We start from the raw sequence: 6,692 nt of genomic DNA on the forward strand, positions 1-6,692 counted from the left end.
GTCGAGGGTGTAGTGCTCGCGGTGGCTGGGTGGGTGTCGTTGGTGGATCTCTTCGAGGGTCAGTGAGGGGAGGTTGCTGAGTTGGTATGTCTTGCCGAGGGATTCGATCTGTTCGGGTGGGGTGAAGATGTTGATGCTGCGGTAGACGAACATCGTGTACAGGACCCCGGCGGCGAGCACAGCGGCGATGGCGAGGGCGCCGTATCGGATGGTGCGGCGCAGGGTTGTGGGCATGAGGGCACGGTATATCGTGCCGCGACCTGCGGGGATGCCGTGTTCCGCTCGGGGCCGGCGGGGGGTTAGGGACTGCTGCACGAATAGGTGACATCTGATCTGTGGTGCCGGAAGGCACTGCTGGAAGGATGTGCCCTGTGCCGAAGCCGTATCCCAAGGAGTTCCGTGACGACGTCGTCCGCGTGGCCCGCAATCGCGAACCGGGCCAGCAGCTGAAGCGGATCGCCGCTGATTTCGGGATCAGCGAGTCCTGCCTGGCGAACTGGATGAAGGCCGCCGACGTCGAGGACGGCGTCAAGCCAGGAACCACCACAAGTGAGAACGCCGAGCTGCGCGAGGCTCGGAAACGGATCCGGCTGCTCGAACAGGAGAACGAGGTCCTGCGCCGGGCCGCGGCGTATCTGTCGCAGGCGAACCTGCCGGGAAAATGATCTACCCGCTCGTCCGCGAGTTGGCCGCCGACGGCATTCCCGTCGCGGTGACGTGCAGGGTCCTCAGAATCGCACGTCAGCCTTACTACCGGTGGCTGGCCGCACCGGTGACCGCTGCCGAGCTCGACGAGGCGTACAGGGCCAACGCACTGTTCGACGCTCACCGCGACGACCCCGAATTCGGTTACCGGTTCCTCGTCGACGAAGCCGCCGACGCAGGCCAGACGATGGCACCGCGCACCGGGTGGCGGATCTGTTCGGCTAACAAGTGGTGGAGCTCGTTCGGCAAGAAGCGCGGCACCAAAAACGTCCGTTCCGGTCCGCCGGTCCACGCCGATCTCGTCGCCCGGAACTTCACCGCCGATGAGCGGAATCGGTTGTGGCTCACAGATATCACCGAGCATCACACCGGCGAGGGCAAGCTCTACCTGTGCGCGATCAAGGACGTGCACTCGAACCGAATCGTCGGCTACTCCATCGACTCGAAGATGAAGGCCCGACTCGCGGTCGACGCCCTCGACTCGGCCGTCGCCCGCCGGGCCGCGGCCGGTGATCCGGTGGCCGGCTGCGTGGTTCACAGCGACCGCGGATCGCAGTTCCGTTCACGGAAATTCGTCCACGCCCTCGGCCGGCACGCGATGGTCGGATCGATGGGCCGAGTCGGCGCCTGCGGCGACAACGCCGCGATGGAATCGTTCTTCGCCCTGCTGCAGAAGAACGTCCTCGACCGCCAGCCATGGGCGACCCGTAACGACCTTCGGATCGCGATCGTCACCTGGATCGAACGGACCTACCACCGCCGCCGACGCCAAGCCAGGCTCGGCAAATTGACCCCCGTCGAATACGAGACCATCATGACCACACCAGCCACTCAGGCTGCGTGACCGAACCTGTCACCCGATCTTGCAGCAGTCCCAAGACCACCGATGATGGTTGGGTGTTGGGGGTGTCGGCGACGGAGTTGTCGGCGAACCCGGTTCCGAATCTGGCTGCGTCGCGGTTCACCCGTGAGGGTTTCTTGTCGTCGAAGACGACGGGCACGATCACCGGTTCGGGGACGGCTGCGGTGCGGACCGGCTATATCGAGCAGGGTCTGCAGGTCGGTTGCGCTGTCGATGTGTCGTCCGGTGTGACAGCGGGTTTGGCGATGACGATCGGTCCGAGTGTCGGTATCTCGATGACGGGCCCGAATGCGGGGTTGAACGCGAACATCGGTCCGTCGATCTCGGCGCAGGTCAAGCTCGGCACGATCACCACGATCCCGCTCGGTAAGAAGGATCTCGAGGGTGCGAGGGCGTCGGTGAGTACCTCGAACCTGCATGTGAAGGTCGACGGTTGTTTCGGTGCGGTGTCGATTCGCTCGTACTCGATGCTCGCGGCTTCGACCGCCACGTCGGATGACAGCGTGTACGTGTATTCCGAGCCGACCTGGCTCTGACCTACGGGGTATTTGGGGAACTTCGGAGACGGGGGAGGTCTGTCGATGACGCATGCCATGACACACGCGCACGACACCAACACGGAGATGAACGACGATCGCTCAGTGGGAGACTCGGCGTCAAACACCCCTACAGGGAGCGACAACACCCGACTCGAGCGCGCCGCGGCGGCGCTGGTGGCGGGTCTCGTAGTGCTGGTGGTGGTGTTCGCGAGTCTGGATCGGGTCGCGGTGTGGGCGGCCGAGCACGGTCCGGTGTGGGTGTATCTCGGGTTTTTCCTGGTGATGTCGATCGCTGGCCGCTTGTTCTGGTGGGGTATGGACACCCTGGTCAAGCAGGCGGCTGCCTGGAAGCCGGGGTCGGGCCGGTGAGCCGCCGTGCTGTTGCGGTCGTGCTCGGTTTGGGTCTGCTGGCCTCGGGGTGCGCGAATGACGGCGGGGCGACGGATGCGGCGGAGCCCCGGGGATCTGCAGGGGTTGACCTTGGCCGAGTCCGACTTCCCGGCGGGTTCGCAGTATTACGTCGTACCCGATCCGCAGGAGTACGGGCAGCAGCTCACCGACGCGATCGCAATCACCACGTTCGATCCGGCCGAGTGTAAGCAGCCCCGTGAGGAGCAGGCGCGGATCGGAAGCACTGCCGCACAGGCAGCGGTGAACGCACAGACCGCCACTGGGAGTGTCTACGTCGCTGCGGTTGCGAAGGGGGACAGCGAGACCCGGACTCTGGTCGATCGAATGCTCTCTGGGCCGTGCGCGATCGTCACGACCGAGCGGATGGTTGGCGGTGTGGTGGTGGACTCGACGGTGACGGAAACGACCCGGACGGATGCGCCGTCGGACCTGCGCGCGGACGAATCGATCGTCTATCGGCAACGGGTGGAGGTCACCTCACGGCTGACCGGTGATACGTCCTCTCCTACTGCATCATTCAGGACCGTCGGCTACGCGTGGGTGGGACCATATCGCGTGATGCTCGAGCAGACCTCAACGGAATCGAGCGCGCAAGCAGGTGAAGAGTTCGACGCGCTCTTCCGGATCGCGGTCGCGAAAACCGGCTGACCCACCCTCACCGCCGCAGGTCACGCCGCCACACCGGGGTAGCCGGCCGATCGCAGCGGTGCTCGGCGCGATCGGTGCCGGTCGCGGCGAGCTGCGACAGCTCCAACACGCGCTGTGCGGCGACCCAGTCGCCGCCATACGACATTGACCGAACATCAGGGGGAAACTGACGATGACGCGAACCACGAGTCACACCCAGGCGGATCGCAGCCGCGACGAAGCCGACCGCCGGTCCACAGCCACCTCACGCACGAGCGGCGATGCGGCTTCCGGTGGCGCAACCTCAGTGATGACCCGAGCGGCACTATCGCTGCTGGCCGGTCTCGCGGTGTTGGTGGTGGTGTTCGCGAACCTGGACAGGGTCTCGACGTGGGCGAGCGAGCACGGTCAGGTGTGGGTGTATCTCGGGTTCTTCCTGGTGATGTCGATCGCCGGGCGGCTGTTCTGGTGGGGTGTGGACACCCTCGTCAAGAACATGGCCTCGAAGAACCGGGAGGCGGGCCGGTGAATCGGCGGCTCCGTGTGGCGCGGTGGGGCGCGAGCATCGCCGCGGCGGGATTCGCGGCGCTCGCGATCGGTGCGGCTGTTCCGCCTGCCGCGGTGGCGACGCCGGAGGAGGACTGTCAGGCGGTCCGGGATCGGGATCATCGGATCTGGCTCGATCTGATCGCGAATCTTCCTCCCGGGGCTCCGATTCCGCCGGAGCCGATCAACCCGTGTATCGGCCCGGGCCCCGAGACTCCCACGACCGCAACGCCGCTGCCGGGGCAGCCAGGTCAGACGGGGCAGGCCGGGCCGGGTCTGCAGGTCGGGGCGAACGCGCCGWCGCTGATGCCGCGCTACAACGGCACCGACATCGTGCCTGTCCCCGGCCTCCCTGTACCGCCGCCGCAAACGAGGGGCGGGAACCCGGCCGATCAGCGTGAGAGCGGGGCGTCGACGGCCCCGAACACGATCGTCCCTGGCAGTCGGGCGCCCACCACTTCTTCCGCGCCACCTGCGGACCAGACGCCGTCATCGACACCTGCTGCGCCGGTACAGGCCGATCAGGTATCCGGTGAGCACCGGCCAGATCCGTCCGCGACGGCCGACAAGAGTGGTGGCGACAGCAATGTCATTGAGCTGCTTCTGGTTGCTGGAGCGGCTCTGGCTGCGGCGGCCGGGATGCGCCGCCCGCGATCTGCGTCCACACCGGAGGCTGTGCTTTCTCAGGTTGTCGGGACTGTCGCCGAACCCTTGACCGCTCTGTCGCCGGGTGGGCATCTGGTTGTCGAGGTCCCTAAACCCGACGGCGGGCATATCACCTATGTCCTGATGAACGACCCGGACAGCCCTACCGATCACGCCATGTCGACCACTGCTCCGCCCGGTGGCCGACTGGAGATCAACCCCGACGGCACTGTCAGCATCATCGACGCCACCGGCGCCATCATCGGCACGGTTGCGCCCGCGTGGGCGTACGACAAGACCGGCGCCCCGGTCCCCACCTGGTACGAAATCCGGAACGGCCGCCTCTACCAGATCATCCGCCCCGGTCCCGACACCCGATGGCCCGTCCTCGGCGACGACAACACCACCGCTGGCAAAGGCACCGACAAACCCACCAAGCAGACCAAGGGCGGCAACTCCGGCGGGGGCGTGGCGGCGACGCCGGACACCATGGCAAACGTGTTGCTGGATGTCGAGACGGACAACCCGGTCCCGCCGACCGCACTGCAAGGTCCTGACGACATCCCGTCCGGTACCGCGCTCGCCGAGATCCGTGATGCCGGGCAGCAGGACCAGGGCGTGCCCGCCACCCCGGACAGCTGGGGAAACGCATTGGCGGGGACTGAGACTGACAACCCGGTCCCGCCGACTGCACTGCAAGGTCCTGACGACATCCCGTCCGGTACCGCGCTCGCCGAGATCCGTGATGCCGGGCAGCAGGACCAGGGCGTGCCCGTCACCCCGGACAGCTGGGGAAACGCATTGGTGGGGACTGAGACTGACAACCCGGCGCCGCCGACTGCACTGCAAGGTCCTGACGACATCCCGTCCGACAGTGCCCTTGGAGCCCTCAGACAACTCGCTGAGTTTCAGGAGCAGGTGATCGAGGAAAACGCCGCGGATGGAGGGATCGCGCCAGAAGTTGGCACCCTCGGTGACTCTCTGAAGCGTGCCGCCGGCGTGCTTGCCGTAGGGGCTATAGGCACTTCGGAAACGGGCGTCGGTCTTCCCGCCGCGGCTGCGCTCGCAGTTGGGGCTGGTGCTTTGCTTCTCGTCGGAATGGCACTCGACCGCGGCGACGGCCGCGATGTTTTCGGACGATACGCGGATGGAAATGACGGCCGCAGTGGCAAGGAAGCCGAGAAGGCCGCCCTCGACGAGGAAGAGGCAATAGAGGGAATTAGAATCGAACGAGATCAGGTCAAAGCCCGTGTTGAGGGCGCCACTCAAGGCCGCTACTACGATGGCCTTTCGAAGAATCCAGATGGAACGTATACAGGCTACGAGGTGAAGAGCAACACTGCAGGAAAGAACGCTAAGCAGCGTGAGTTCGATGACCTGGTCTCCCCGGACAACCCGGCACGAGCCACACTGCACGGGAAGCCTATCGAGATCACTGAAGTGGTAGATCTGAAGTGGTAGATCTAACTAGATAGAGCAAACGTCGCGACGGGAGATCTGCATGTTCAAGTTCGAATATTCTGGCGGTCATCGATCGATCTCACGCCGAGTGGATTCGGCATATAAGTTCACGCGGCCGCTGAACAGATTTGATGGGCTGACGCGTTCGACCCTGACGGTGTCGAAGGTTCCTGAAGGCCGCTACTTCGAAGACCTCTCCGCGGAGGAAAAGGCACTGATGGACCAGGTGTACATTCAGGCCGCGGGATCAGCCGATGCGATGTCTGTCGAGGTCCGACTCCTCGTCGGTGATACCTACCAGCTCTACGTGGTGGGTCGGCCGGGTGCGCGTGTCGGCGAGCCCGGCATCGAGATCCCGTTCCACGAGGGACGGAACAGATTGCACGTGTATGCCGGTGAAGTCTTCACCGCGGACGAAGCTGCCGCAATCTTCTTCGAGTGGTGCCGGACGGGGTCCGTCGATCCACACCTATACCAGTTGCGCGAGTTCGATCTCAACGCGTTCTATGAGGAGAATACTGACTGACAAGCCGCGTGCGGCGGATGTCCGTGACATATCTCAGGTATCAAGGGCCGACGACAAGACAGCAGAACAGGTCCGAGTCGAACTCGCTGCTGCCTACCGGGACTAGTACTGCAACGGCACTTGCTTGACAGGTGGTCGATACTTGTTGAGTGGTTGTCGATGTGGTTGCTGCGGAGCTGGATGCGTTGCATGAGCGGGTATCTGGCCGGTTTGCGCGGGCGGAGCCACGCAGCCGGGTGCGTGAGTATGTCTCGGGTTTGGTTGCGGGTCTGGAACGGAAGAACGGGTGGACGCTGGCCGAGCGCGCCGGTGAGGTGAGCCCGGACGGGATGCAGCGGTTGCTGCGGCGGGCGGACTGGGACGTCGACGG

Annotated in this window: 8 protein-coding genes and 2 pseudogenes; 8 read left to right on the forward strand and 2 right to left on the reverse strand. The window is 65.0% G+C overall.

Annotated elements, in window-relative coordinates:
* Positions 1–234 (reverse strand): annotated as a pseudogene (locus AB4Z09_RS28550) (hypothetical protein); the annotation flags it as partial.
* 137 nt (positions 235–371) lie between these two features.
* On the opposite strand from AB4Z09_RS28550, the gene AB4Z09_RS28555 reads away from it, so the two are divergent.
* From AB4Z09_RS28555 to AB4Z09_RS28570, 4 genes are all read left to right on the forward strand, one after another.
* A protein-coding gene (locus tag AB4Z09_RS28555; RefSeq protein WP_442241325.1) for an IS3 family transposase occupies positions 372–1,549 on the forward strand; the annotation gives its coding sequence in 2 pieces (ribosomal slippage) (positions 372–656 and positions 659–1,549; 1,176 coding nt in all).
* Complete coding sequence (locus tag AB4Z09_RS28560) at positions 1,546–2,103, forward strand: MspA family porin (RefSeq protein ID WP_442241326.1); 558 nt, start codon at positions 1,546–1,548, stop codon at positions 2,101–2,103. Before AB4Z09_RS28555 ends, AB4Z09_RS28560 begins: the two co-directional genes overlap by 4 nt.
* Before the next feature lie 45 nt (positions 2,104–2,148).
* Positions 2,149–2,475 (forward strand): hypothetical protein, encoded by a 327-nt coding sequence (locus tag AB4Z09_RS28565; protein ID WP_442241327.1) that lies wholly within the window; start codon positions 2,149–2,151, stop codon positions 2,473–2,475.
* 57 nt (positions 2,476–2,532) lie between these two features.
* Entirely contained in the window at positions 2,533–3,165 is a 633-nt protein-coding gene (locus tag AB4Z09_RS28570; RefSeq protein WP_442241328.1) for a hypothetical protein, read from the forward strand.
* 7 nt (positions 3,166–3,172) lie between these two features.
* Here the strand turns inward: AB4Z09_RS28570 and AB4Z09_RS28575 are convergent, their stop codons facing one another.
* Positions 3,173–3,310, reverse strand: coding sequence for a hypothetical protein (locus AB4Z09_RS28575; protein ID WP_442241329.1), 138 nt, complete (start codon positions 3,308–3,310; stop codon positions 3,173–3,175).
* Positions 3,311–3,454: 144 nt separating this feature from the next.
* On the opposite strand from AB4Z09_RS28575, the gene AB4Z09_RS28580 reads away from it, so the two are divergent.
* The 4 genes and pseudogenes from AB4Z09_RS28580 to AB4Z09_RS28595 form a co-directional block, all read left to right on the forward strand.
* Entirely contained in the window at positions 3,455–3,673 is a 219-nt protein-coding gene (locus AB4Z09_RS28580) for a hypothetical protein (RefSeq protein WP_442241330.1), read from the forward strand.
* Positions 3,670–5,796, forward strand: a complete 2,127-nt coding sequence (locus tag AB4Z09_RS28585) for a hypothetical protein (protein ID WP_442241331.1) — start codon at positions 3,670–3,672, stop codon at positions 5,794–5,796. The genes AB4Z09_RS28580 and AB4Z09_RS28585 overlap by 4 nt, the downstream gene beginning before the upstream one ends.
* A gap of 40 nt (positions 5,797–5,836) precedes the next feature.
* Complete coding sequence (locus AB4Z09_RS28590) at positions 5,837–6,322, forward strand: hypothetical protein (RefSeq protein ID WP_442241332.1); 486 nt, start codon at positions 5,837–5,839, stop codon at positions 6,320–6,322.
* Between the two features lie 149 nt (positions 6,323–6,471).
* Positions 6,472–6,692: pseudogene (locus AB4Z09_RS28595) on the forward strand (IS701 family transposase); the annotation flags it as partial.

This window comes from Rhodococcus sp. TAF43, from assembly GCF_052113525.1.
Lineage (GTDB): Bacteria > Actinomycetota > Actinomycetes > Mycobacteriales > Mycobacteriaceae > Prescottella.

Bases quoted from the DNA above. Each gene is read 5' to 3' on its own strand.
- AB4Z09_RS28565 (WP_442241327.1), top strand. From the start codon at position 2,149: ATGACGCATGCCATGACACACGCGCACGACACCAACACGGAGATGAAC.
- AB4Z09_RS28570 (WP_442241328.1), top strand. From the start codon at position 2,533: ATGACGGCGGGGCGACGGATGCGGCGGAGCCCCGGGGATCTGCAGGGG.
- AB4Z09_RS28575 (WP_442241329.1), bottom strand. From the start codon at position 3,310: ATGTCGTATGGCGGCGACTGGGTCGCCGCACAGCGCGTGTTGGAGCTG.
- AB4Z09_RS28580 (WP_442241330.1), top strand. From the start codon at position 3,455: ATGACCCGAGCGGCACTATCGCTGCTGGCCGGTCTCGCGGTGTTGGTG.
- AB4Z09_RS28590 (WP_442241332.1), top strand. From the start codon at position 5,837: ATGTTCAAGTTCGAATATTCTGGCGGTCATCGATCGATCTCACGCCGA.